Origin of the sequence: Pseudomonas sp. JS3066 (assembly GCF_036328175.1) — a bacterium.
Lineage (GTDB): Bacteria > Pseudomonadota > Gammaproteobacteria > Pseudomonadales > Pseudomonadaceae > Metapseudomonas.
Map to the genome: position 1 here is coordinate 3,608,035 of NZ_CP143312.1, position 23,833 is coordinate 3,631,867.

General features: G+C 63.5%; 22 protein-coding genes. 10 read left to right on the forward strand and 12 right to left on the reverse strand.

The genetic code is table 11. The features are described from left to right. The first annotated feature begins 249 nt into the window (after window positions 1-249). From rlmE to SA496_RS17100, 4 genes are all read left to right on the forward strand, one after another. On the forward strand, window positions 250-870 hold the full coding sequence (rlmE, locus tag SA496_RS17085; RefSeq protein ID WP_330114186.1) for a 23S rRNA (uridine(2552)-2'-O)-methyltransferase RlmE: 621 nt from the start codon (window positions 250-252) through the stop codon (window positions 868-870). A 200-nt stretch (window positions 871-1,070) separates the two neighbouring features. Continuing rightward, window positions 1,071-1,196: a hypothetical protein gene (locus SA496_RS17090; RefSeq protein WP_330114187.1), complete on the forward strand. Its 126-nt coding sequence runs from the start codon at window positions 1,071-1,073 to the stop codon at window positions 1,194-1,196. After that, window positions 1,157-1,237, forward strand: coding sequence for a DUF2388 domain-containing protein (locus SA496_RS17095; RefSeq protein WP_256661060.1), 81 nt, complete (start codon window positions 1,157-1,159; stop codon window positions 1,235-1,237). The genes SA496_RS17090 and SA496_RS17095 overlap by 40 nt, the downstream gene beginning before the upstream one ends. Window positions 1,238-1,583: 346 nt before the next feature. Continuing rightward, the gene (locus tag SA496_RS17100; RefSeq protein ID WP_120650020.1) at window positions 1,584-3,260 is read left to right on the forward strand and encodes an MFS transporter; all 1,677 of its coding nucleotides are present in this window, start codon (window positions 1,584-1,586) and stop codon (window positions 3,258-3,260) included. Window positions 3,261-3,329: 69 nt separating this feature from the next. On the opposite strand, the gene cmk is transcribed toward SA496_RS17100, so the two are convergent. The 7 genes from cmk to mtnA all read right to left on the reverse strand — a co-directional run bounded on the left by cmk (window position 3,330) and on the right by mtnA (window position 13,816). Beyond that, on the reverse strand, window positions 3,330-4,016 hold the full coding sequence (cmk, locus tag SA496_RS17105) for a (d)CMP kinase (protein ID WP_120650019.1): 687 nt from the start codon (window positions 4,014-4,016) through the stop codon (window positions 3,330-3,332). Continuing rightward, window positions 4,013-6,244 carry a bifunctional prephenate dehydrogenase/3-phosphoshikimate 1-carboxyvinyltransferase gene (locus SA496_RS17110; protein ID WP_330115651.1) on the reverse strand — a complete coding sequence of 744 codons (2,232 nt, stop codon included), beginning with the start codon at window positions 6,242-6,244 and terminating at the stop codon, window positions 4,013-4,015. Before SA496_RS17110 ends, cmk begins: the two co-directional genes overlap by 4 nt. A gap of 4 nt (window positions 6,245-6,248) precedes the next feature. Continuing rightward, window positions 6,249-7,361: a histidinol-phosphate transaminase gene (hisC, locus tag SA496_RS17115; protein WP_330114188.1), complete on the reverse strand. Its 1,113-nt coding sequence runs from the start codon at window positions 7,359-7,361 to the stop codon at window positions 6,249-6,251. 79 nt (window positions 7,362-7,440) lie between these two features. Then, window positions 7,441-8,535 (reverse strand): prephenate dehydratase, encoded by a 1,095-nt coding sequence (gene pheA / locus SA496_RS17120; protein ID WP_120650016.1) that lies wholly within the window; start codon window positions 8,533-8,535, stop codon window positions 7,441-7,443. Then, window positions 8,535-9,620, reverse strand: a complete 1,086-nt coding sequence (serC, locus tag SA496_RS17125; RefSeq protein ID WP_120655160.1) for a 3-phosphoserine/phosphohydroxythreonine transaminase — start codon at window positions 9,618-9,620, stop codon at window positions 8,535-8,537. Before serC ends, pheA begins: the two co-directional genes overlap by 1 nt. A 98-nt stretch (window positions 9,621-9,718) precedes the next feature. Beyond that, window positions 9,719-12,496: a DNA gyrase subunit A gene (gene gyrA / locus SA496_RS17130; RefSeq protein WP_330114189.1), complete on the reverse strand. Its 2,778-nt coding sequence runs from the start codon at window positions 12,494-12,496 to the stop codon at window positions 9,719-9,721. A gap of 243 nt (window positions 12,497-12,739) precedes the next feature. After that, window positions 12,740-13,816, reverse strand: coding sequence for an S-methyl-5-thioribose-1-phosphate isomerase (gene mtnA, locus SA496_RS17135; protein ID WP_120650014.1), 1,077 nt, complete (start codon window positions 13,814-13,816; stop codon window positions 12,740-12,742). 113 nt (window positions 13,817-13,929) lie between these two features. On the opposite strand from mtnA, the gene SA496_RS17140 reads away from it, so the two are divergent. The 5 genes from SA496_RS17140 to SA496_RS17160 all read left to right on the forward strand — a co-directional run bounded on the left by SA496_RS17140 (window position 13,930) and on the right by SA496_RS17160 (window position 18,588). Continuing rightward, a complete protein-coding gene (locus SA496_RS17140; RefSeq protein ID WP_330114190.1) occupies window positions 13,930-15,255 on the forward strand; it encodes a TRZ/ATZ family hydrolase in 1,326 nt (441 codons plus the stop codon). 21 nt (window positions 15,256-15,276) lie between these two features. Further along, a complete protein-coding gene (ubiG, locus tag SA496_RS17145) occupies window positions 15,277-15,975 on the forward strand; it encodes a bifunctional 2-polyprenyl-6-hydroxyphenol methylase/3-demethylubiquinol 3-O-methyltransferase UbiG (RefSeq protein WP_120650012.1) in 699 nt (232 codons plus the stop codon). Then, a complete protein-coding gene (gene mupP / locus SA496_RS17150) occupies window positions 15,972-16,652 on the forward strand; it encodes an N-acetylmuramic acid 6-phosphate phosphatase MupP (protein WP_174235565.1) in 681 nt (226 codons plus the stop codon). Before ubiG ends, mupP begins: the two co-directional genes overlap by 4 nt. Before the next feature lie 28 nt (window positions 16,653-16,680). Continuing rightward, a complete protein-coding gene (locus tag SA496_RS17155) occupies window positions 16,681-17,421 on the forward strand; it encodes a YciK family oxidoreductase (protein WP_120650010.1) in 741 nt (246 codons plus the stop codon). Window positions 17,422-17,661: 240 nt separating this feature from the next. After that, window positions 17,662-18,588 (forward strand): GGDEF domain-containing protein, encoded by a 927-nt coding sequence (locus tag SA496_RS17160; RefSeq protein WP_120650009.1) that lies wholly within the window; start codon window positions 17,662-17,664, stop codon window positions 18,586-18,588. 74 nt (window positions 18,589-18,662) lie between these two features. On the opposite strand, the gene rluB is transcribed toward SA496_RS17160, so the two are convergent. The 3 genes from rluB to SA496_RS17175 all read right to left on the reverse strand — a co-directional run bounded on the left by rluB (window position 18,663) and on the right by SA496_RS17175 (window position 21,661). Beyond that, on the reverse strand, window positions 18,663-20,063 hold the full coding sequence (gene rluB / locus SA496_RS17165) for a 23S rRNA pseudouridine(2605) synthase RluB (RefSeq protein WP_120650008.1): 1,401 nt from the start codon (window positions 20,061-20,063) through the stop codon (window positions 18,663-18,665). A 110-nt stretch (window positions 20,064-20,173) separates the two neighbouring features. Then, window positions 20,174-20,962 carry an SMC-Scp complex subunit ScpB gene (scpB, locus tag SA496_RS17170; protein ID WP_330114191.1) on the reverse strand — a complete coding sequence of 263 codons (789 nt, stop codon included), beginning with the start codon at window positions 20,960-20,962 and terminating at the stop codon, window positions 20,174-20,176. After that, entirely contained in the window at window positions 20,963-21,661 is a 699-nt protein-coding gene (locus SA496_RS17175) for a segregation and condensation protein A (protein ID WP_162945884.1), read from the reverse strand. Between the two features lie 286 nt (window positions 21,662-21,947). Between SA496_RS17175 and SA496_RS17180 the strand changes: the two genes are divergently transcribed. Beyond that, window positions 21,948-22,304: a PA2779 family protein gene (locus SA496_RS17180; RefSeq protein ID WP_120650005.1), complete on the forward strand. Its 357-nt coding sequence runs from the start codon at window positions 21,948-21,950 to the stop codon at window positions 22,302-22,304. A gap of 9 nt (window positions 22,305-22,313) precedes the next feature. Here SA496_RS17180 and SA496_RS17185 read toward each other — a convergent pair whose 3' ends face one another. Both SA496_RS17185 and SA496_RS17190 read right to left on the reverse strand, forming a co-directional pair. After that, window positions 22,314-22,943 (reverse strand): L-threonylcarbamoyladenylate synthase, encoded by a 630-nt coding sequence (locus SA496_RS17185; RefSeq protein ID WP_120650004.1) that lies wholly within the window; start codon window positions 22,941-22,943, stop codon window positions 22,314-22,316. Between the two features lie 13 nt (window positions 22,944-22,956). Continuing rightward, complete coding sequence (locus SA496_RS17190; RefSeq protein WP_120650003.1) at window positions 22,957-23,823, reverse strand: PHP domain-containing protein; 867 nt, start codon at window positions 23,821-23,823, stop codon at window positions 22,957-22,959. Between the last annotated feature and the right edge of the window lie 10 nt (window positions 23,824-23,833).

Genomic DNA, 23,833 nt, shown 5'->3' on the forward strand with positions numbered 1-23,833 from the left:
CGGCAAAGGAAGCAAAAGAGGGGTGAAGTAGGAGGCGAATTGTACCCGCCGCCACCCTCCCCTGTCAGGCTTGGCCTGATGAAGCTCCCGAAGGCGCCCGCACTGATCGCCCCTGCCCCACCCCCGCCCTGCGGATAAAACCTGCGCAGTTTTATCGGCTTATAATTGCCGCCGCTCTGCGACCAACAGCTCCCCCTGCCCCAGGCATTGGTCCGCTCCTCACATTGATTTTCCGTGGTTGGCCCTTAAATGAAACGATCCAAAAGCAGCCGTCGCTGGCTGGATGAACACGTCAACGATCCCTACGTCAAACAGGCCCAGAAGGATGGTTTGCGCTCCCGCTCCAGCTACAAGCTGATTGAGCTGAACGAGAAGGATAAGCTGATACGCCCCGGCATGCTGGTCATGGATCTTGGCTCCGCCCCCGGCGGCTGGTCACAGGTGGCCGGGGGTCTGGTGGGCGAAAAGGGACGGGTACTGGCCACGGACATTCTGCCGATGGACGGGCTGGAGAACGTCGATTTCATACAGGGCGACTTTACCGACGACGCCGTGTTCCAGCAGATTCTCGACAAGCTCGGCGGCAGGCAGCCTGATCTGATCGTCTCCGACATAGCGCCCAATATCAGCGGCGTCGCTGCCGCCGACCAGGCCTCCTCGATGTACCTGGTCGAACTCACCCTCGACATGGTCCGGCAGGTGCTCAAGCCCAATGGAAACTATGTGGTCAAGGTCTTCCAGGGTGAGGGCTCTGACGTTTTCCTGAAGGACGTTCGCACTTCATTCGAGAAGGTGGTGATACGCAAGCCAGAGGCGTCGCGGCCGCGATCGCGGGAGGTATATCTGGTGGCGAAAGGATTTAAAGGATAAGGCGCCGCCTCCATCAGGCTCCCGGCAAACCGCACAGGTATAGGGATCATTACCTGAAGCGAGCATGCACGCGGACGATAACCACGCTCCTGGCCACAGGCCAGGCGTGGGCCATCGACGGGCAAGGCAATTCGTTCGACCACTTCACCATTGCCTCCAGCGTTGGCTCCGTAGCCATCAGTGAATCCACCAGCCATCCCATGCGTACCTGCCAGGCAGCCCGTGACGACGCCCTGGCTTACGTCGCTTCCGCAGGCGAATCCATGGCACGCGGCTGGAGCAGGCGCTGCGTCATTATCGGCACACGCATCCGCAATCCACACTGAGCGACATGCAATTGGCCCTGGCCATCGCCGGCCTGGGCTGAGCCGCTGCCGCAGCGTCGCATCAAGTCCGAAAATTGTGGGAACACCGAGCGAACCTCAAGGGTCATCTGCAATGAGCCCTGTGCCAGCTGGATTCGGTATTTCGGCTGGCAATGCGCAGGTCCTTCTGGCGATGCACCGGTTTCGTGCCCGAGTTCGATAGGGTTGCGAGTGGATATCTGCGAGATGGTGATTATTCTTCTCATGAACCTCGCATGTCCTGTGAGGTTGTCAGTCTGTTTCCATGCTTTGCGCAATCCGTAATCCGATGGCATCAGTCCTAAGGCCTGAGTGCGGTAACGGTTTTGGATACTCCGGCCTACAAAAAGAACAAGACGGAGAAGACTCATGGCGACAATAGGCGAAACATCCACGGGCAGCACGCCCAACCGCGGGATAACCAAGGAGGAGCGCAAGGTCATCTTCGCCTCGTCCCTGGGTACCGTGTTCGAGTGGTACGACTTCTACCTCTACGGTTCGCTCGCCGCGATCATCGCGAAGCACTTCTTCGCTGGCGTGAACGAAACCACAGCCTTCATCTTCGCCCTGCTCGCCTTCGCCGCGGGCTTCGCTGTGCGCCCCTTCGGCGCCATAGTGTTTGGCCGATTGGGCGACATGATCGGGCGCAAATACACCTTCCTCATCACCATTGTGATCATGGGCATCTCCACTGCCGTGGTGGGCCTCTTGCCCGGTTACGCCACCATCGGCGTGGCGGCGCCGATCATCCTGATCACGCTGCGTCTGCTGCAGGGCCTGGCGCTGGGTGGCGAGTACGGTGGCGCGGCGACCTACGTGGCGGAGCATGCGCCGCCGGGCAAGCGCGGCTTCTTCACGTCCTGGATCCAGACCACCGCGACGCTGGGCCTGTTCCTGTCGCTGCTGGTGATCCTCGCATGCCGCACTATCCTCGGCACCGAAGCCTTCGAGGCCTGGGGCTGGAGGATTCCGTTCCTGCTGTCGATCCTGCTGCTGATCATCTCGGTGTACATCCGCCTGCAGCTCAGCGAGTCGCCGATATTCATGAAGATGAAGGCTGAAGGTAAGGCCTGCAAAGCACCGCTGACCGAGTCCTTCGCTCGCTGGGACAACCTGAAGGTGGTGATCATGTCACTGTTCGGCGGCACCGCCGGGCAGGCCGTTGTCTGGTACACAGGGCAGTTCTACGCGCTGTTCTTCCTACTGCAGATGCTGAAGATCGATCCGCAGACGGCGAACCTGCTGATCGCCGGATCGCTGCTCATCGGCACGCCGTTCTTCATCCTGTTCGGCAGCCTGTCGGATCGCATCGGCCGCAAGAAGATCATAATGGCGGGTTGCGTCATAGCGGCTCTGACCTACTTCCCGATCTTCCATGCGCTGACCCAGTACGGTAACCCCGACGTGTTCGCGGCGCAGGCGAAGAACCCGGTCACCGTGGTCGCCGATCCCGACCAGTGCTCCTTCCAGTTCGATCCGGTAGGCAAGGCCAAATTCACCAGCTCCTGCGACATCGCCAAGAGCCTGCTGGCGAAGAAAGCCATCCCCTACCAGAACGAGAAGGCCGAGCCGGGCGCCGTTGCGCAAATCCGCATCGGCGACAAGGTGCTTCCGAGCTTCGAAGGCACCGGAATGCCAGCAGCCGATTTCAAGGCCCAAAACGACGCCTTCACCGCCACCATGGGCGCGGCCCTGAAAGACGCCGGCTACCCGGAGAAGGCCGACCCTGCCAAGACCAACTACGCGATGGTACTGCTGCTCCTGACCATCCTGGTGATCTACGTGACCATGGTTTACGGCCCAATCGCCGCCTGGCTGGTAGAGCTGTTCCCGGCGCGCATCCGCTACACCTCGATGTCGCTGCCCTACCACATTGGCAACGGCTGGTTCGGCGGATTCCTCCCCACGGTGTCGTTCGCCATGGTGGCGGCCACAGGGGATATCTACTTCGGACTCTGGTACCCCATCGTCATCGCGCTGATGACGGCCATTCTCGGCACGCTGTTCCTGCCCGAGACCAAGGACCGGGACATTCGTCACACGTGAGGGCGCGCCCTGGCGCGCAAACGAAAAAGCCGCAGTCTGTGACTGCGGCTTTTCTGTATCGGTCGGGACTCAGTCGTCCAGGCCGAGGGCGGAGAAGGCTTCGAGAATCTTGTTCTGGACTTCGTCGATGCTGAGGCTGGTGGAGTCGAGGATGATCGCATCCACGGCCGGTTTCAGCGGCGCCACGGAACGCTGGCTGTCGCGCTCGTCGCGGTCCTGGATTTCCTTCAGCAAGGCGACCTGGTCGGCCTCCATGCCTTTGCCCTTGAGTTGCAGGTAGCGGCGACGGGCACGCTCCTCGGCGCTGGCGGTGAGGAATATCTTCAGCTGTGCCTGCGGAAACACCACGGTGCCCATGTCGCGACCATCGGCCACGAGGCCCGGCGCCTCGAGGAAGGCGCGCTGACGTTGCAGCAGGGCTTCGCGCACGGCGGGCAACGCGGCGACCTGGGAGGCGCCAGCGCCGACCTGCTCGGAGCGGATCACGTCGGTGACGTCTTCACCCTCCAGCACGATGCTCTGGCCACCACCGGCCTTGGCATTGAACTGCACATCCAGGTGCGCAGCCAGGACCTTGAGGGATTCCTCGTTGGTCAGGTCGACGCCATGGTTGCGCGCGGCGAAGGCCAGCAGACGGTACAGCGCGCCGGAGTCCAGCAGGCGCCAGCCCAGGCGCTTGGCCAGCAGGCCGGCGACAGTGCCCTTGCCGGAGCCGCTGGGTCCGTCGATGGCGATCACGGGCACGTTGGCGTTCATGCCTTGCCCTCTTCCGCTACGCGGATGCCGGACTGGGCCGCGAGGCCGAGGAAGTTCGGGAAGGAGGTGGCGACGTTGGCGCAGTCATGGATGCGAATCGGCGCGCTGGCGCGCAGCGAAGCCACGCTGAAGGACATGGCGATACGGTGGTCGCCATGGCTCCAGACTTCGCCGCCGCCAATGGGGCCGCCTTCGATGACGATGCCGTCCGGAGTCGGCTCGGCTTTCACGCCCAGCGCCAGCAGGCCATCGGCCATGACCTGGATGCGGTCGGATTCCTTCACGCGCAGCTCTTCCGCGCCACGCAGCACGGTGCGGCCTTCGGCACAGGCGGCGGCGACGAAGAGTACCGGGAACTCGTCAATGGCCAGTGGCACCAGGTCTTCGGGAATGTCGATGCCCTTCAGCTTGGCCGCACGCACGCGGATGTCAGCAACAGGCTCGCCGCCCACTTCACGCTGGTTCTCCAGGGTGATGTCGCCGCCCATCAGCTTGAGGATGTCGATAACGCCGGTACGGGTCGGGTTGATGCCAACGTGCTCCAGCACCAGTTCGGAGCCTTCGGCGATGCTCGCAGCCACCAGGAAGAAGGCGGCGGAAGAGATGTCGGCAGGCACTTCGATACGGGACGCGCTGAGCTTGTGGCCGCTCTCGACGGTTGCGGTGTTGCCGTCCACCTTCACCGGGTAACCAAAGCCTTGCAGCATGCGCTCGGTATGGTCGCGGGTGGGGGCGGGTTCGGTGACGGCGGTTTCACCGGCGGCGTAGAGGCCGGCGAGCAGTAGGCAGGATTTGACCTGGGCGCTGGCCATGGGCATTTCATAGTTCATGCCGGACAGTCGCTGGCCACCGCGAATGGTCAACGGCGGACGGCCTTCAGCGCCAGTCTCGATGACCGCGCCCATTTCGCGCAGCGGCTTGGCCACGCGGTTCATCGGACGCTTGGACAGCGAGGCGTCGCCGGTCAGGGTGGTGTCGAACGGCTGGGCCGCCAGCAGGCCGCTGAGCAGGCGCATGGAAGTACCGGAGTTGCCGAGGTACAGAGGGCCGGGCGGAGGCTTCAGGCCGTGCAGGCCGACACCGTGGATGGTCACGCGGCCGTGGTGCGGCCCTTCGATGACCACACCCATATCGCGGAAGGCCTGCAGGGTCGCCAGGGCGTCTTCGCCCTCAAGGAAGCCTTCGACCTCGGTGGTCCCGATGGCAAGGGAGCCGAGCATGATGGAACGGTGGGAAATGGACTTGTCGCCCGGAACGCGAACACGGCCGGCGAGTTTGCCACCCGGCTGCGCCAGGTAAATCAGATCGTTATTGTGCATGGCGTCCACATAGGCCCTGCGGGCCAGAATTTTACTGAAATGCTCGCGGGCGAAGCGGGCGCGGGTGAACACGCCCAGCAATTCATGCCCGTCCCCTGCGTCAACCGCGCCGCGCAAGGCGCCGAGGTCATCGCGAAATGCGTCCAGGATGCGCAGCACGGCGTCGCGGTTGGCGAGGAATATGTCGTGCCACATCACCGGGTCGCTGCCGGCGATTCGCGTGAAATCACGGAAGCCACCGGCGGCATAACGGAAGATTTCCAGATTCTCGCTGCGCTTGGCCAGCGAGTCGACCAGACCGAATGCCAGCAAGTGCGGCAGGTGGCTGGTCGCGGCGAGCACCTCATCGTGATGCTCGACCTCCATGTGTTCGACGTCCGCCCCCAGGGCCCGCCAGAGCTGGTCGATGCACTTCAGGGCGAACGGATCGGTGTTTTCCACCGGCGTGAGGATGACCTTGTGGCGGCGGAACAGGCTGGCATTGGCAGCCTCTACCCCGCTCTTCTCCGAGCCGGCAATGGGGTGACCGGGCACGAAGCGAGCCGGCATGCCACCGAAGACCCGGCGCGCCGCGCGCACCACATTGCCCTTGGCGCTGCCGACGTCGGTCAGGATGGCGCTGCCCAGGTCCAGTTGGGCCAGTTCGGCGAGGAGCTTTTCCATGGCGAGGATGGGTACGGCCAGCTGGATCACATCGGCACCGCGGCAGGCCACAGCGAGGTCACTCTCGCAGCGGTCGACCACGCCGGTCTCGACGGCGATGCGGCAGGACTCGTGGTCCTTGTCCACCCCTACCACTTCGGTGAACAGGTTCTTCTCGCGCAACCCCTTGGAGAAGGAGCCACCGATCAGGCCAAGGCCGATCACCACCAGGCGCCCGAAGATAGGGGTGCCTTGTTGCGCGGTCATGACATCAGCCACGGCCGAGCACCTTGGCCAGTGCTTCCAGGCAACGGGCGTTCTCGGCCGGCAGGCCGATGGAGACACGCAGGAAAGTGGGCATGCCGTAACCGGCCACTGGGCGCAGGATCACACCTTCACTCAACATGCCCTGGTTGATTGGAGCGGCGTCGCGACCGAAATCTACGGCGATGAAGTTGCCCTTGGAGGGAATCCAGGTCAGACCCAGCGCACGGAAGCCCTCTTCCAGCTGGAGCATGCCGGCATCGTTGATGCGGCGACTCTCGGCCAGGTATTCGGCGTCATCCAGCGCGGCGCAGGCAGCGGCCAGGGCCAGGCTGTTGACGTTGAAGGGCTGACGTACGCGATTGAGCACGTCGGCCACCTGGGCGCTGGAGAGTCCGTAGCCCACGCGCAGCGCCGCCAGGCCGTAGGCCTTGGAGAAGGTACGCGATACCAGCAGGTTCGGATAACGGGCCAGGTAGTTCAGGCCATCGGGCAGCTCTTCGCCTTCGGCGTACTCGATGTAGGCCTCGTCCAGCACGACCAGTACGTTCTCCGGGACCTTGGCGAGGAACTCTTCCAGTGCCGCCGGACCGAACCAGGTGCCGGTGGGGTTGTTCGGGTTGGCGATGAACACGACGCGGGTATTGGCGTCGATGGCTGCCAGCATGGCTGGGAGGTCATGGCCGTAGTCCTCGGCCGGAACTACCTTGCCGGCAGCTCCTACGGCCTGGGTGGCGATGGGGTATACGGCGAAGGCGTGCTCGCTGAACACGGCATTCAGGCCCGGTGCCAGGTAGGCACGGGCGACCAGGTCGAGAATGTCGTTGGAACCGTTGCCCAGGGTGACCTGCGCCGGGGTCACGCCGCAGCGCTCGGCCAGGCGGCGCTTGAGCTCGAAACCATTGCCGTCCGGGTAGCGGGTCAGCTCGGCCAGTTCGTTGCGGATGGCTTCGAGGGCCTTGGGGCTCGGGCCGAGCGGGTTTTCGTTACTGGCCAGCTTGACGATGCCGGCCGGGTCCAGGTCCAGCTCGCGGGCCAGTTCATCCACTGGTTTGCCGGGTACGTAGGGCGAAAGTTTCTGCACGCCCGCTTGGGCAAGGGCGAGGAAGTCACAGCTCATGGATTCAGCCTCAACTACGGGCTCGGGGCCGCCGTAGCGCGCCCCAATCCAGGCTGGAGCGCAACGGCCCGTCGCGAATTCAAAGCACCGCTTTGGGGTAGGAACCCAGCACCTTCAGGGCAACGGCTTCCTGGTTGATCTTCTCCAGCACATCCTTGATCAGCGGGTCGCGGTGGTGGCCTACGAAGTCGATGAAGAACACGTAGGTCCACTTGCCGCTGCGGGACGGGCGGGTCTCGATGCGCGTCAGGTCGATGCCGTTATTGTGGAACGGAACCAGGAGCTCGTGCAGGGCGCCCGGCTTGTTGCGCATGGAGACGATGATCGAAGTCTTGTCGTCGCCGGTAGGCGGCACTTCCTGGCTGCCGATGATGAGGAAACGCGTGGAGTTGTCCGGGCGGTCCTCGATCTTCTCGCAGAGCTTGGTCAGGCCATAGAGGCTGGCGGCCATGTCACCGGCGATGGCGGCGGAGTTCCATTCGCTCTTCACCCGCTTGGCGGCGTCGGCGTTGCTGGACACCGCCACGCGCTCGACATTCGGGTAGTGAGCGTCCAGCCACTTGCGGCACTGGGCCAGGGACTGGGCATGGGAGTAGATGCGGGTGATGTTGTCGGTCTTGGTGTTCTCGCCCACCAGCAGGTGGTGGTGGATACGCAGCTCCACCTCACCGCAGATCACCATGTCGTGCTCGAGGAAGCTGTCCAGGGTGTGGTTCACAGCACCTTCTGTGGAGTTTTCCACCGGTACCACGCCAAAGTTGACCGCACCCGCGGCCACTTCGCGGAATACTTCGTCGATGGCGGCCATCGGCGAGCTGATCACCGCGTGGCCGAAGTGCTTGAGCGCCGCAGCCTGGGTGAAGGTGCCTTCCGGACCGAGGTAGGCAACCTTGAGCGGCTGCTCCAGGGCCAGGCAGGAAGACATGATTTCGCGGAACAGCCGCGCCATCTCTTCGTTGTCCAGCGGGCCCTGGTTGCGATCCATGATGTGCTTGAGGACCCAGGCCTCGCGCTCCGGGCGATAGAAGACCGGCTTCTCGCCTTCCGGCAGGGCGGCCATCTTCACGCGCGCTACGTCCTGGGCGCAGCGAGCACGCTCGCTGATCAGATCGAGGATCTTCTCGTCGAGGCTGTCGATGCGCAGGCGCAGCGCCTTGAGTTCTTGCTCGGACATCAGCCGCGCTCCTTCTCGAACTCCGCCATGTAGGCCACCAGGGCTTCGACTGCATCGAGGCCAACGGCGTTGTAAATGGAAGCACGCATGCCGCCTACCGAGCGGTGGCCCTTGAGGTTGAGCAGGCCACGGGCATCGGCGCCGGCGAGGAAGTCCTTGTCCAGGCGCTCATCCGCCAGGCGGAACGGAACGTTCATCCAGGAGCGGGCGTTGATGGCAATCGGGTTGGTGTAGAAAGCGCTCTTGTCGATGTAGCCGTAGAGCAGTTCCTTCTTCGCCTTGTTGCGTTGCTCCATGGCCTCGACACCGCCCTGCTCTTTCAGCCACTCGAAGACGAGGCCCGAGAGGTACCAGGAGAAGGTGGCCGGGGTGTTGTACATGGAGCCGTTATCGGCAGCGACCTTGTAATTGAGCATGGTCGGGCAGTTGGCGCGGGCACGGCCGAGCAGATCTTCGCGAACGATGACCACTACCAGGCCACTCGGGCCGATGTTCTTCTGCGCGCCGGCGTAGATCATGCCGAAGCGGGAGATGTCGATCGGGCGGGAGAGGATGTCCGAGGACATGTCCACCACGAGGGGGACGTCACCTACTTCCGGAATCCAGTCGAACTGCAGGCCGCCGATGGTTTCGTTGGAGGCGTAGTGCAGGTAGGCGGCATCCTTCGACAGCTGCCACTCGTTCTGGCCGGGGATCGCGAAGTAGTCGTAGCCCTTGGCGCTTGCTGCGACGTTGACGCGACCGAAGCGGCTGGCTTCCTCGATGCTCTTCTTCGACCAGATACCGGTGTCGACGTAGTCGGCCACGCCGTCTTCCGGTAGCAGGTTCAGCGGGATCTCCGCGAACTGCTGGCTGGCGCCGCCCTGGAGGAACAGCACCTTGTAGTTGGAGGGAATGGACAGGAGGTCGCGCAGGTCCTGCTCGGCCTTTTCGGCAATGGCAACGTATTCGTCGCTGCGGTGGCTCATTTCCATGACGGACAGGCCTTTACCCTGCCAATCGAGGAGTTCCGCCTGGGCGCGTTGCAGAACAGCTTCCGGAAGCGCGGCCGGGCCGGCGCAGAAGTTAAAGGCTCGCTTGCTCACATCCATTCTCACTGGGTAGCGCGGGGGCACCAATGCCCCCGCCAATTGTTACCTACCGAATGGACAGGCCGGCGACGGCCTGCCCGTTTCTACAACTATTACTCGTCGCCAGCCGGTTGGGCTTCATCCTGCTGAACGTCATCACCCTGGACGTCGTCCACGGTCTCCACGTTCGCATCGATACCCTCTTCCAGCTCGTCGTCCTCGTCGCCACCAGAGGGCTCCTGGACCCGCTCCAGACCGACCAGGGTTTCGTCCTTGGCCAGCTTGATCAGGGTCACGCCCTGGGTATTACGGCTGGAGCTGGAGACTTCGTCGACACGGGTACGTACCAGGGTGCCCTGGTCGGAAATCAGCATGATCTCCTCGCCGTCCTGCACCTGCACGGCGCCGACCAGCTTGCCGTTACGCTCGTTGGTGACCATGGCGATCACGCCTTGGCCGCCGCGACCGCGACGCGGGTAGTCTTCCAGCGGAGTGCGCTTACCGTAACCGCGCTCGGAGGCGGAAAGGATCTGCGCGCCCTGTTCCGGGATCAGCATGGAAATCAGGCTCTGGCCTTCCGGCAGGCGCATGCCGCGAACGCCGCGGGCGGTTCGGCCCATGGTGCGGACATGTTTTTCCTTGAAGCGGATGACCTTGCCACCGTCGGAGAAGAGCATGACTTCCTTGGCGCCGTCGGTGATGGACGCAGCGATCAGGGTGTCACCTTCTTCCAGCTTCAGGGCGATCAAACCGTTCGAACGCGGTTTGCTGAACTGCACCAGCGGGGTCTTCTTCACAGTACCGAATGCGGTAGCCATGAAGATGTAGGCGCCAGTGGGCTCGTCCTGTTCGTCGTCGAGGTCGGCGCCTTCATCGTCGCCGGTTTCGGCTTCGATTACTTCGCCTTCGATCACCACGCCTTCGTTTTCTTCCAGGTCCTCGTCGGCACCTGCGCTCTGCTGCAGTGCTTCCAGGTCGATCTGGAGCATGGCGGTGATGCGTTCGCCCTCGTCCAGCGGCAGCAGGTTGACCAACGGACGGCCACGCGCGGTACGCGAGGCTTCCGGAATTTCGAAGGTGCGCAGCCAGTAGACCTTGCCCTTGCTGGAGAACAGCAGGAGCGTGGCGTGACTGTTGGCGACCAGCAAGTGCTCGATGTAGTCCTCGTCCTTCACGCCAGTGGCCGACTTGCCCTTGCCGCCACGGCGCTGGGCCTGGTAGGCAGCCAGCGGCTGGGACTTGGCGTAGCCGCCGTGGGAGATGGTGACCACGCGCTCTTCCTCGGTGATCAGGTCGGCGATGGTCAGGTCCACCTGGGACGCGACGATCTCGGTGCGGCGGGCGTCGCCGAACTCGGCCTTCACCTTTTCCAGCTCCTCGCGGATGACTTCCATCAGGCGCTCGGGGTTGGTGAGGATGCGGATCAGCTCACCGATCAGGGTGAGGATTTCCTGGTACTCGGCCAGCAGCTTCTCGTGCTCCAGGCCGGTCAGGCGGTGCAGGCGCAGTTCCAGGATGGCCTGGGCCTGCTCTGGCGACAGGTAGTACTTGCCTTCGCGCAGGCCGTATTGCGGGTCCAGGTCTTCCGGACGGCAGGAGTCGGCACCCGCACGTTCGACCATGGCCTCCACGGCACTGGATTCCCAGGCAGTGGCGATCAGGCGATCCTTCGCTTCGGCCGGAGTCGGCGAAGACTTGATCAGTTCGATCACCGGGTCGATGTTGGACAGGGCTACGGCCTGACCTTCGAGGATGTGCCCGCGTTCACGGGCCTTGCGCAGCTCGTAGACGGTACGGCGAGTCACCACTTCTCGGCGGTGACGGATGAACACTTCGAGCATGTCCTTCAGGTTCAGCGTGCGCGGCTGGCCATCGACCAGGGCCACGACGTTGATACCGAAGACGCTCTGCATCTGGGTCTGGGAGTAGAGGTTGTTCAGCACCACCTCGCCCACTTCGCCACGGCGCAGCTCGATCACTACGCGCATGCCGTCCTTGTCGGACTCGTCACGCAGTTCGGTGATGCCTTCGATCTTCTTCTCTTTCACCAGCTCGGCGATCTTCTCGATCAAACGCGCCTTGTTCAGCTGGTAGGGCAGCTCGGTGACGATGATCTGCTGGCGACCACCGCCCTTTTCCATGTCTTCGATTTCGGCGCGGGCGCGGATATAGATGCGGCCACGGCCGGTACGGTATGCCTCGATGATGCCGGCGCGACCGTTGATGATGCCTGCTGTCGGGAAGTCAGGACCCGGGATGTACTGCATCAGCTCGTCGACCGTGAGGTCGGCGTTGTCCATCAGCGCCAGGCAGCCGTCAATGACTTCACTCAGGTTGTGCGGCGGGATGTTGGTGGCCATGCCAACGGCAATGCCGCTGGAACCGTTGACCAGCAGGTTGGGGATCTTGGTCGGCATGACCGCGGGAATCTGTTCGGTGCCGTCGTAGTTGGGCACCCAGTCCACGGTTTCCTTGTCCAGGTCGGCCAGCAGCTCGTGTGCCAGCTTGGACATACGCACTTCGGTGTATCGCATGGCCGCGGCGTTGTCGCCGTCCACCGAACCGAAGTTGCCCTGGCCGTCCACCAGCATGTAGCGCAGCGAGAAGGGCTGGGCCATACGTACGATGGTGTCGTAGACCGCGGTATCACCATGCGGGTGGTACTTACCGATCACGTCACCCACCACACGGGCGGACTTCTTGTAGGGCTTGTTCCAGTCGTTGCCCAGTTCGCTCATCGCGTAGAGAACGCGACGGTGCACTGGCTTCAGGCCGTCGCGCGCATCCGGCAAGGCGCGCCCGACGATCACGCTCATCGCGTAGTCGAGGTAGGACTGTTTCAGCTCGTCTTCGATATTGACCGGGAGGATTTCTTTGGCCAGTTCGCCCATGAGAAGCCTGGTTCCTTTTTCTGATGAAACTCCGCCCCTCTCGTCCTGAGCGGCGCGAAGCTCGTCACTGCGGCCAGATGCTGCAGCGACTCACGACAAATCAACGAGTTAAGCCAAGGATCTGTGCAATTGGGCCGCCTCAACAGAGGGGCGGCAATAACTGCCGGAGCTTACCACAGTCACCGTCTCGCACCTACCCCGCCGGGCGGCCTGCCGGCAGGGTGAAATAGCCGCCCTGATGGCTCAATGAAGGCGCTTGCGACACATGAGCTGAGCCATCTTGGCGGCGTCGGGACGCTCGACCACTCCCTTCTCGGTCACAATGGCATCGATCAAGTCCGCCGGAGTCACATCGAATACCGGATTGACCGCATGAACTTCCGCTGCGACGCGACGACCACCCAGGTCCAGCAGCTCAGAGCCATCGCGCTCTTCGATCGGGATGTCATCCCCGCTTTCGAGGGACATGTCGATCGTGGAGCTAGGCGCGACCACCATGAAGCGCACACCGTGGTGCATGGCGTTGACCGCCAACTGGTAGGTACCGATCTTGTTGGCCACATCGCCATTGGCGGTAATGCGGTCGGCACCGACGATCACCCAGGTGATCCCGGCGGTTTTCATCAGGTGAGCTGCAGCGGCGTCGGCATTGAGGCTCACGGGCACACCTTCGTTGGCCAGCTCCCAGGCCGTCAGGCGTGCGCCTTGCAGCCAGGGACGGGTTTCGTCGGCATAGACCCGCTCCACCAGACCATCCAGATGGGCCGCCCGAATCACCCCGAGGGCGGTGCCGAAACCTCCGGTGGCCAAGGCGCCAGTATTGCAGTGGGTCAACAGCGCCTGCGGACTGCCCTGGTGCTTGCGAATCAGCTCCATGCCCAGCTGCGCCATGGTCAGGTTGGCTTCGCGATCGCTCAGATGGATGGAAATGGCCTCGGCTTCCAGCGCCTGCAGCGGGGTTTCGCCCTCACGCACGCGCTCCAGACGCTCGCGCATGCGGTTCAGTGCCCAGAACAGGTTGACCGCCGTCGGCCGCGATTCGGACAGCACCTTGAAGTCCGCTTCCAGCGCCGCGCGCCAATCGCCACCGGCGGCGATACGCGCCCGGGCGCCCAGCACCACGCCATAGGCGGCACTGATACCGATGGCCGGCGCACCGCGCACCACCATCTGGCGAATGGCCTGTGCGACGCCTTCGGCGGAATCGTAGGACAGCCAGACTTCCTCGGCAGGCAGCACGCGCTGGTCGAGCAGATGAAGTACGCCGTCACGCCAGTCGATCGCCTTGACCTTCTCGGCTGCTAACAGTTGTTCACGCATCGACCACCTCGCCACCCCGTAACTCGCGGAAAAACCGCAGATTATAGCGAGCCGGAGGTCTTCTGGCTCGGGTATACTGCCGCCACTTCGATTTGCGCCCAGGATGCGCCGCCATGCCCAGCTCCAATGCCCCGCTCGACCTGCTCCTGCTCCCATCCTGGATAGTCCCGGTAGAACCCGCCGGCGTGGTGCTGCGGGATCACGCGCTAGGCATCCGCGACGGTCGCATCGCCCTGCTCGCCCCCCGGGACGAGGCACTGCGCGTTGAGGCGCGCGAGCGCCGTGAACTGCCGGGCATGTTGCTGGCTCCCGGCCTGATCAACGCCCACGGCCACGCTGCGATGACCCTGTTCCGTGGACTGGCCGACGATCTGCCGTTGATGACATGGCTACAGGAACACATCTGGCCTGCCGAGGCCAAGTGGGTCGATGAGACTTTTGTCCGCGACGGCACCGAACTGGCCGTGGCCGAACAGATCAAGGGCGGCATCAGCTGCTTCTCGGACATGTATTTCTTCCCGGCCCAGGCCAGCGCCGTCATCCACACGACAGGCATCAGGGCGCAACTGGCCATTCCGGTGCTGGATTTCCCGATTCCCGGCGCCGCCGACTCCGCCGAGGCCATTCGCCGTGGCGTCGAGCTGTTCAGCGATCTCAAGCACCACCCTCGCATCAAGGTCGCCTTCGGCCCTCACGCACCCTATAGCGTCAGCGATGACAAACTGGAGAGCATTCGCGTACTGGCAGAGGAACTGGACGCCGGCATTCATATGCACGTTCAGGAAACCGCCTTCGAGGTCAAGCAAAGCCTGGAACAACGCGGCGAACGCCCCATGGCCCGCCTGGCGCGCCTCGGCCTGCTGGGCCCGCGCTTCCAGGCCGTGCACATGACCCAGGTGGACGATTCCGACCTGGCCATGCTGGTGGAAAGCAACAGCAACGTGATTCACTGCCCCGAATCCAATCTCAAGCTGGCCAGCGGCTTCTGCCCGGTAGAGCGTCTGTGGCAAGCCGGCGTGAACGTCGCCGTCGGTACCGATGGCGCGGCCAGCAACAATGACCTGGACCTGCTCGGCGAAACCCGCACAGCCGCCCTGCTGGCCAAGGCGGTAGCTGGCTCGGCCAGCGCCCTGGATGCCCATCGCGCGCTGCGGATGGCCACCCTTAACGGTGCGCGGGCCCTGGGAATTGAGCAGGACACCGGCTCGCTGGAACTGGGCAAGGCCGCCGACCTGGTAGCCTTCGACCTTTCCGGGCTAGCCCAGCAACCGGTCTACGATCCGGTTTCCCAACTCATCTATGCCACCGGGCGCGATTCGGTGCGGCACCTCTGGGTCGACGGCAGGCAACTGCTGGACGACGGCCGCCTGACGCGCCTGGACGAAGAGCGCCTGGGCGCCACTGCCCGCGCCTGGGGCGAACGCATCGCCGGCCGCTGAATTCTGTTTCGAGGACATTCCATGACCAACGTCGATCACGTCGAAATCGCCAAGTTCGAGGCCCTCGCCCACCGCTGGTGGGACCGCGAGAGCGAGTTCAAACCCCTGCACGACATCAATCCCTTGCGAGTCAACTGGATTGACGAGCGCGTCAAGCTGGCCGGCAAGAAAGTGCTGGACGTCGGCTGCGGCGGCGGCATCCTCAGCGAATCCATGGCCCAGCGTGGCGCCACCGTGACGGGCATCGACATGGGCGAAGCGCCTTTGGCGGTCGCCCAGTTGCACCAGCTGGAATCCGGCGTACCGGTGGAGTACCGCCGCATCACCGCCGAAGCACTGGCTGCCGAGATGCCTGGCCAGTTCGACGTGGTCACCTGCATGGAAATGCTCGAACATGTGCCGGACCCGGCCTCGGTGATTCGCGCCTGCTACACCCTGGTCAAGCCGGGCGGACAGGTATTCTTCTCCACCATCAACCGCAATCCCAAGGCCTACCTCTTCGCCATCGTCGGCGCCGAGTACGTCATGCGCCTTCTGCCGCGCGGCACCCACGACTTCAAGAAGTTCATCCGCCCGTCAGAACTCGGCGCCTGGAGCCGCGCCGCCGGCCTCTCGGTGAAGGACATCATCGGCCTGACCTACAACCCGCTTACCAAGCACTACAAGCTGGAAGCAGACGTCGACGTCAATTACATGATCCAGACCCTGCGCGAGGAATGACCGGCATGCGTCTTCAAGCGGTACTTTTCGATATGGACGGCACCCTGCTCGACTCGGCGCCGGACTTCATTGCTATCTGCCAGTCCATGCTCGCTGAACGCGGCCTACCAGCCCGGGACGAGAAGGCGATCCGCGACGTGGTTTCCGGCGGCGCCCGCGCCATGGTCGCCTGCGCCTTCGAGATGGACCCGGAATCCCCGGAGTTCGAACCCCTGCGCCTGGAATTCCTGGAGCGCTACCAGAAGCATTGCGCCGTGCTCACCCGTCCGTTCGACGGCATCGACGAGCTTCTGGCGGATATCGAACAGGCCAAACTGATCTGGGGCGTGGTGACCAACAAGCCGGTGCGATTTGCCGAACCCATCATGGAGCAGCTCGGCCTGGCCGGACGATCCGCCGTGCTGATCTGCCCCGACCACGTAAAGAACAGCAAGCCGGACCCGGAAATGCTGCTGCTCGCCTGCAGCAAGCTGAACCTGGACCCGGCTGCAGTACTCTTCGTTGGTGACGACCTGCGCGATATCGAATCCGGCCGCGCCGCCGGCACCCGCACCGCTGCGGTCAGCTACGGCTACATCCACCCCAGCGACAACCCCGCGCACTGGGGCGCCGACGTTGTAGTCCACCATCCGCTCGAACTGCGCGCAGTGCTCGACCGCGCGCTGTGCAGCTGCTGAAACCCGGAGCGCCCCGTAGGAGATTCAAATGTTCCAGTATTCCGCCCGCCCCGATCTGCTCAAGGACCGGGTCATCCTGATCACCGGTGCCGGTCGCGGCATCGGCGCCGCCGCCGCCAAGACCTTCGCTGCCCACGGTGCCACCGTGCTTCTGCTGGGCAAGACCGAAGCCAGCCTGAACGCGGTGTATGACGAGATCGAGGCCGCCGGCCACCCGCAAGCCGCCGTGATTCCCTTCAACCTGGAAACCGCCCAGCCGCACCAGTACGACGAACTGGCGGCAACCCTGGAAACGGAATTCGGCCATATCGACGGCATTCTGCACAACGCCTCGATCCTTGGTCCGCGCACGCCCATCGAGCAGCTCTCGGGCGACAACTTCATGCGCGTCATGCAGGTCAACGTCAACGCCATGTTCATGCTGACCAGCACACTGCTGCCGCTGCTGAAACTGTCCAAAGACGCCTCGGTGGTCTTCACCTCCAGCAGCGTCGGCCGCAAGGGACGCGCTTACTGGGGCGCCTACGCGGTCTCCAAGTTCGCCACCGAGGGACTGATGCAGGTCCTGGCTGACGAAGTTGACGGCATTGCCAGCGTGCGCTCCAACAGCGTCAATCCCGGTGCTACCCGCACCGATATGCGCGCCCAGGCCTATCCCGGTGAAAATCCTGACAACAATCCGGAACCCGCCGAAATCATGCCTGTCTACCTCTATCTCATGGGGCCAGACAGCGCTGGTGTTAACGGCCAGGCTTTCGACGCGCAATGACCTCCCTCCGCGGCGGTCATCCGATCGCCGCAGCCTCCGCCAGTTTTCCGGCGGCGCTTCCCTGTGACCGGCATCACATTGCCATGATTTCGCCACCAGGCCGGCAATGGCTTGCCGCACGACATGGCAGATAACAGCTAAACACCTGAAATTAAAGCAATTTTTAATAGCCAGAAACTCCTGGCACGAAAATAGCTCTACCCCTGGTGTCGTCGCACATAGCGTCAGAGGTTCAACTCAATGGTTCCTCCCTCCCAGTCCAACACCATCGATTTCGACGCCGCCAAGCTGCAGCGCCTCGGCTTCTCCAGCAAGCGCCAACCCAAGCTGCGTCCAATCAGCCTGGCCGAACTACGTCGCCAGCTGAACCTGCAGTTGCAGACCAGCCTGGAGGTGGAACGCATCGTCAGCCTGTTCTTCGCCGAAGTGCAGCGCCTGGTCTCTCTCGACGCCCTGGGCTATCAGCACCAGAGCAGCGATCTGCGCCTGGAATACGGCAACCGTTCCAGCCACTCCGCGGGCTATCGCCTGACTCACGAAGGTGAGTACCTGGGGGAACTTATCTTCCGCCGCAATCAGCGCTTCGACGAACACGAACTCAACCAGCTCGAGTCCCTGCTATCCACCCTGCTCTTCCCGCTGCGTAATGCCCTGCTCTACCGTGCGGCGGTCCAGAGTGCCCTGCGCGATCCGCTGACCGACACCGGCAATCGCATTGCCATGGAGCAGACGCTGCAACGCGAAGTGGACCTGGCCCGTCGCAACCTGCAGCCGCTGTCAGTGCTGATGCTGGACATCGATCACTTCAAGCGCATCAACGACGAGTTCGGTCATGGCACCGGCGACGAAGTATTGAAAGCGGTGGCCAACACGCTCAAATCGCGCCTGCGCAACGTCGACATGGTGTTCCGCTTTGGCGGCGAGGAATTCCTCGTGCTGCTCTCCGGCACCTGCCGCGACGCAGCCGCGATAGTGGGCGAACGCCTGCGAATGGGCATCCTCGAACTACAATGCCTGGCGCAAGGTCACCCGCTGGACCTATCCATCAGCCTGGGCTGCGCCACCCTACTGCCTGCGGAATCGGTGGAAAGCCTGCTGCGTCGTGCGGACAACGCCCTCTATGTGGCCAAGCGTGAAGGCCGCAATCGGCTGTCCATGGCTGGCTGATCGACGTGCTCGCCGCACAATAGACAGACAAAAAGAAGGGGCTCAATCGAGCCCCTTCTTCATTACACCGTCAATCAACGCTTACGACCGAAACCCGGACGCTGGCCGTCACCGCCAGCGGGCCCACTGCGCTTATGCTGCGGACGCTGGGGCTTACGGGCCGGACGGTCGGCCAGCTCAACGGCCGGACGCTCACCCTGGGGCTTGGCCGGGCGCTTCTTGTTCACGTCACGCGGACGGTCGGCCACCGGCGTGCCACGGGGAGCACGAGCCGGGCGTTCATCACCGTCGCGACGCGGACCACGGGCGGGACGCTCGCCACCTTCGCTACGCGGACCACGAGCGGGACGCTCATCGCCTTCACGGCGAGGACCGCGGGCGGGACGCTCACCACCTTCGCTGCGCGGGCCACGAGCCGGACGCTCATCGCCCTCACGGCGCGGACCGCGAGCCGGACGCTCACCACCCTCGCTGCGCGGGCCACGAGCCGGACGCTCATCGCCTTCACGGCGCGGACCACGAGCCGGACGCTCATCACCCTCGCTGCGCGGGCCACGAGCCGGACGCTCATCACCCTCACGGCGAGGACCACGGGCCGGGCGTTCGTTGTCATCACGACGCGGCGCGCGAGCACCAACAGGCTTGGCGGACTTGCGCTGCAGGCGATCCAGCTTTTCGCGGAACTTGCCTTTCATGGATGGGAGGGCCACCGGCTTGAGCCCGACTTCGGTGCTGAGGATATCCACTTCGTTCTGGCTCATTTCGCGCCAGCGCCCCATGGTCAGGTCGGAAGTGATGAACACGGGACCGAAACGCACTCGCTTCAGGCGGCTGACCACCAGCCCCTGGGATTCCCAGAGACGGCGCACTTCGCGGTTACGACCTTCCATCACCACGCAGTGGTACCAGTGATTAAGTCCTTCGCCGCCTGGGGCTTCCTTGATGTCGGTGAACTTGGCTGGGCCGTCGTCGAGCATTACGCCCTTCTTGAGGTTCTCCAGCATTTCCTCAGTGACTTCGCCACGCACACGCACCGCATACTCGCGGTCCATCTCGTAGGAGGGGTGCATCAGGCGGTTGGCCAGCTCGCCGTCGGTGGTGAACAGCAGCAGGCCGGTGGTATTGATGTCCAGGCGACCGATGTTGATCCAGCGACCGGCCTTGAGGCGCGGCAGGCGCTCGAACACCGTGGGACGGCCTTCCGGATCGTCACGGGTGCAGACTTCGCCTTCGGGCTTGTTGTAGATCAGGACGCGGCGGACGCTCTCGACCTCTTCTTCGCGCTTGAGCAGGCGACCATCGACGCTGATGGCGTCATGGGTATCGACGCGCTGGCCAAGGGTAGCGGCCTCGCCGTTGACCTTTACCCGGCCTTCAGTGATCCACGCTTCGATATCGCGGCGCGAGGCCAACCCCATACGGGCCAGGACCTTCTGCAGTTTTTCCCCTGCGGGGCTGAATTCGACTTCACTCATCTGGGCACCTCCCGGTGTATCAGTAAAACGGCCGCGCATCATACGCGGCCGGTGGCACTCAGGCTAGTTGAGCAAAGTCCCGACGTCAGCCCTTCCGCTGACCGGTGGTGTCAATGCAGGGTTTCGTCCGGCAGCGACTCTCCGTCCTGTTCAGCGGCAACGGTGTCCGCTTCATCAGCCTCGGTGCGCAACAGGTCGTCGAAGTCGGTCTTCAGGCCCTCTTCCATGATGTCCAGCTCGGCCAGCAGGGAACGGAAACTGGTTTCTTCACGCGGCTCGGTCGGCTGCTCGGCATCAGCGCGGGCCTGCAGACCATCGGGCACCGGCGCCTCACCGTCCTCCAGAGCCAGCACCGGCTCGGGCTCCAACTCGCGCAGGGCAGCCAGCGGTGGAAGTTCTTCGAGGCTTTTGAGGTTGAAGTGGTCGAGGAAAGCGCGGGTTGTAGCGAACATCGCCGGTTTTCCGGGTACGTCGCGATAACCGACTACGCGGATCCACTCGCGCTCCAGCAGCGTCTTGACGATCTGGCTGTTGACCGCGACGCCCCGGATGTCCTCGATCTCGCCCCGAGTGATGGGTTGCCGGTAGGCCACCAAAGCCAGGGTTTCCAGCATGGCGCGGGAGTAGCGCTGCGGGCGCTCCTCCCAAAGTCGGCCGACCCAGGGCGAAAATCGCTCGCGCACCTGCAGGCGATAGCCGGAGGCCACTTCGCGCAGTTCGAACGCACGCCCCTCGCAGCTCTTGGCCAGAATCGCCAGGGCGGCACGAATCACCGACAACTCGGGCCGTTCGGCCTCTTCAAAAAGTTCGGCCAGGCGCTCCAGCGACAAGGGCTTGCCGGACGCCAGGAGAAAGGCTTCCAGCAGCGAGGCGAGGTCGTTGGGGTCGTTGAGATTCATCTACTCGGCCCTGGCGCGCACGTGGATGGGGGCAAAGGGCTCATTTTGCACGAGTTCCACCAACTGTTCCTTGATCAGTTCCAGCACGGCCATGAAGGTGACCACGACTCCGAGGCGGCCCTCCTCCGCAGTGAACAGCATGACGAAGGGTACGAAGGCGCCACCCTTGAGCTTTTCCAGCACTTCGCTCATACGCTCGCGAGTGGACAATGCCTCGCGGGTTACCTGGTGACTTTCGAACATGTCGGCGCGGCGCAGCACTTCGGCCATGGACAGCAGCAGCTCTTCCAGTGCGACGTCCGGCAACAGCTTGCGCGCCCGCGCCTCTGGAGCATCGATCCGCGGCACGGTGACGTCACGCCCTACCCGCGGCAACTGGTCGATGCCTTCGGCCGCGGCCTTGAAGCGTTCATATTCCTGGAGACGGCGAATCAGTTCGGCACGCGGATCGTCTTCCTCTTCCTCCGCTTCGTTCGAGCGCGGCAGCAGCATGCGTGACTTGATCTCGGCCAGCATGGCGGCCATCACCAGATACTCGGCGGCCAACTCCAGGCGCACCGACTTCATCAGCTCGACATAGGCCATGTACTGGTGGGTGATGGCTGCCACCGGGATGTCGAGGATGTCGATGTTCTGCTTGCGTATCAGATACAGCAGCAGGTCAAGGGGACCTTCGAAAGCCTCGAGGAAAACCTCCAGGGCATCCGGCGGAATATAGAGGTCCTGCGGCAGCTCGGTTACCGCCTGGCCGTACACCAGGGCAAAGGGCAGCTCCTGTTGAGCACCCGCCTGGGGATCTGGCGACTCGGATGGCGGTGTTTCGTGCATCTATTGCTCTCGCTGCGGCGCTACTTCCGGGGGGTGAGGCCCATCGACAAGGACCGGTGGGCGGGAAAACGGGCAAGTTAGCACCATGTGCCAGACTTAAAAAGTGTGACGCAGCACCCCTGGTCAGGTCTGGAGCCAAAGGCTCATGGAGGTTCCGATGAAACTCTTTACCCTGATGTTCAGTGCCTTCCTGGTGTCCCTCTGCCTCGCCGTCGTGCCCGTAACTACGGCACAGGCGGGCATGATCGGCACGGACGAAGCAGTCTCCGCCCAGCCGCAATCCACCGATCACGCAAGAATCGATGCTTTTCTGAGCAAATCCGAAGTTCAGGACCAAATGCGCGCAATGGGCGTGGATGCCGCTACGGCCCGTGCCAGGGCGCAGGCCCTGACCAGCGCGGAGGCGGCCCAATTGGCGCAGAAGATGGACTCAGTGCCCACAGGCGGGAACATCAGCACTACCGACTTCATCATCATCCTGCTGGTGATCATCCTGGTGGCGATCCTGCTTTGAGCGACGCCGTCACTCCTCATCGAGGAAGGGCTGCGGGTCACCGCAGCCCACTCGTACCACGTCTGGCTTGCCTTCCGACAGGTTGATGACAGTGGAGGCGGCCATGCCACCGTGGCCGCCATCGATGATCAGGTCCACCTGGTGCTCGAGGATCTGCCGCATCTCGTAGGGATCACTCATCGGCAAATCTTCCCCCGGCAGGATCAGGGTAGTGCTCATCAGCGGCGCACCCAGCTGTTCCAGCAACGCCAGCGTGATGGGGTGGTCCGGCACCCGCAGGCCAATCGTGCGCCGCTTCGGATGCATCAACATGCGCGGCACTTCACGGGTGGCATTGAGGATGAAGGTGTAGGGCCCCGGCGTATGTGCCTTGATGAGACGGAACGCTGTGGTATCCACCTTGGCGAACACACCGATCTCGGAGAGATCGCGGCAGAGCAAGGTGAAGTTGTGCTTCTCGTCCAGTCGGCGCAGTCGGCGAATGCGCTCCACTGCGCCCTTGTCACCAATCAGACACCCCAGGGCGTAAGAGGAATCGGTGGGATAGACGATCACCCCGCCCGCCTTGATGATTTCCACGGCCTGCCGGATCAGGCGCGGCTGTGGATTCTCCGCGTGTACCTGGAAAAATTGACTCACAACGTCTCCCTGTTCAGAGGGCAGCAGTAGGGCTGTGTGCATGGCGGAAGCGCCCCCAGATCGGCGGCAGATCATCCGGCAAGGGTCGGTACATGCCCAGCTCCGACCAATCGCAGGGTGCATGGAAGTCACTACCGGCACTGACCAACATGCCGAATTCGCGCGCGAGCACGGCCAGGCTTCCCACCTGGTCCGCCGGCTGCAGGCCATTCACGACTTCCAGTGCGTGACCGCCGGCCTGAATGAAGTCCGCCACCAGCTTGCGTCGTTTCGCGCCGGTGAAGTTGTACTGCCAGGGGTGCGCCAGGCTGATCCAGGCGCCGGCGGCACTCAAGGTGCCCACCGCTTCGGCGAGGGTCGGCCAGTGCTGTTTCACATCGCCCAGCTTGCCGGCTCCCAGCCATTTGCGGAATGCCTCGGCGCGGTCGCGCACATGGCCCGCTCGAACGAGGAACTCAGCGAAGTGCGGGCGCGCCGGTGCATTGCCGCTGTCGCCTAGCTCCTGCTGCACCGCGCGCGCACCTTCCAACGCTCCCGGCATGCCTTTGGCGGCGAGGCGTCGGGAAATTTCTTCTGCCCGAGCCCAACGCCCGTGATGCAGGCTGGCAATGGCCTCCAGTAGAGAAGGCGCATCAGCGGCAAAGGCGTATCCCAGAACATGGATGGTGGCGCCCCCCCAGGTGCAGGACAGTTCGATACCGTTGATCAGCTGCATGTCCAGCGCCACGGCCGCTTCGCGGGCTTCGTCCAATCCCTCCAGGGTGTCATGATCGGTCAGCGCCAACAGGCGAACCCCCCGCTCATGGGCGCGGGCGACCAGGGCCGCGGGGGCCAGGGCACCGTCGGAGGCCGTACTGTGGCAATGCAGGTCGATCTGCATGGGGTCTGCT